This window comes from Brenneria sp. g21c3 (genome assembly GCF_040240345.1).
Classification (GTDB): domain Bacteria; phylum Pseudomonadota; class Gammaproteobacteria; order Enterobacterales; family Enterobacteriaceae; genus Brenneria.
Window position 1 is genome coordinate 1 of record NZ_JBEIAB010000045.1, and the last position, 1160, is coordinate 1160.

A 1160-nucleotide genomic window follows, 5' to 3' on the forward strand; every position below is an offset into this window, starting at 1 on the left:
CATCAGAGACGGTGTAGTTTTGATCGACAACCAGCTGAGCAGATTCGCGTTTGAATTCAGGACTAAAATTTCTTCTTTTCATTGGAGCACCTGTGTTGTTCTGAGGTGAGCATATCACCTCTGTTCAAGTGGCCAAATTCAGTAAACCACTTCATACCGTGATTTGGGAAAACAGGGATTGGTACGCAATATGAAACACATGACTTTATTGAAGACCTTATAAGAGATGGAGTATTGAAAAAATTATGAGAAAATGTAATATAATGAAAAATCTCATAAAAAAACCTATATTATTGCATGATGGTATTGAGAATGATTTTATCCATAAAAAAAACTTTATTGATTGTCCGTATTGTGGCCGTCAGGTAGTTTTCACGGTTTTCAATTCTAAGCGATTTGATCTGGAGGACGAGTCATTTAAAAAAGAGGTTGCAAGTCATATTAAAGGCGTAAAAGAAAATTCGATAAAGTCTGGGTATTATAATTATAAAGGAGAAGCGATATGCTTTTTTGAAAGTAAATGTCCTCTCCATAAGCATAACGTTTTAATATTCTTTACATTTTCCGAGATCCAACCTGCAAGATATATATCTTACCTTATAGGTGTTTTTGGCTAAATAACTTCATATATTACCGCTCTACTTTAAACCAGACCATGTTAATTACCGGAAAATGGCGAGGCGGCATTCATAAATTGATTTACCTGTTCCAGTAATTGCCACATGTACCGACACTGATGATTTCGCGTTATGGTTCCGTGTGACGACAGCCACAACCGCTCTATCGGATTCAGCCACGGTGAGTAAGTCGGCAGAAACAGCAACCGGAACTTCTAGGGCAACCACAGGGAAGTACCGTCACCACCCGCTTTATCTGGGAGGGCTTCCGGCTGTAGCAGGAAATCCAGGACCAGGTTCCGCTAACGTATGTGTATACCGACCCGGGCAGCTACGAGCCGCTGGCGCGCATCGACGGCGTCGCCTCCCCCGAAATCTTCTGGTTCCACTGCCAGCCCAATGGCACGCCGGAGCGGCTGGTAATCCCCCCGAAAAAGCGGAGTGTTCATAAGTAGAATTTTCTCGTAATCTGAACGCAGGAGATTCGCTATGAAAAAATCACGCTTTACCGACAGTCAGATCATCGCCATCCTCAAACAGGCC

1 protein-coding gene and 2 pseudogenes are annotated in these 1160 nt (G+C 42.5%); 2 read left to right on the top strand and 1 reads right to left on the bottom strand.

Going from position 1 to position 1160, the window contains the following annotated elements; genetic code table 11:
• Positions 1-263: 263 nt before the first annotated feature.
• Positions 264-617, top strand: coding sequence for a hypothetical protein (locus ABRZ28_RS24210; RefSeq protein ID WP_330521874.1), 354 nt, complete (start codon positions 264-266; stop codon positions 615-617).
• A gap of 41 nt (positions 618-658) precedes the next feature.
• Here the strand turns inward: ABRZ28_RS24210 and ABRZ28_RS24215 are convergent.
• A pseudogene (locus tag ABRZ28_RS24215) lies at positions 659-832 on the bottom strand (transposase); the annotation flags it as partial.
• Between ABRZ28_RS24215 and ABRZ28_RS24350 the strand changes: the two are divergent.
• A pseudogene (locus ABRZ28_RS24350) lies at positions 827-1036 on the top strand (hypothetical protein); the annotation flags it as partial. The pseudogenes ABRZ28_RS24215 and ABRZ28_RS24350 sit on opposite strands and share 6 nt — an antisense overlap.
• Positions 1037-1160 lie beyond the last annotated feature (124 nt).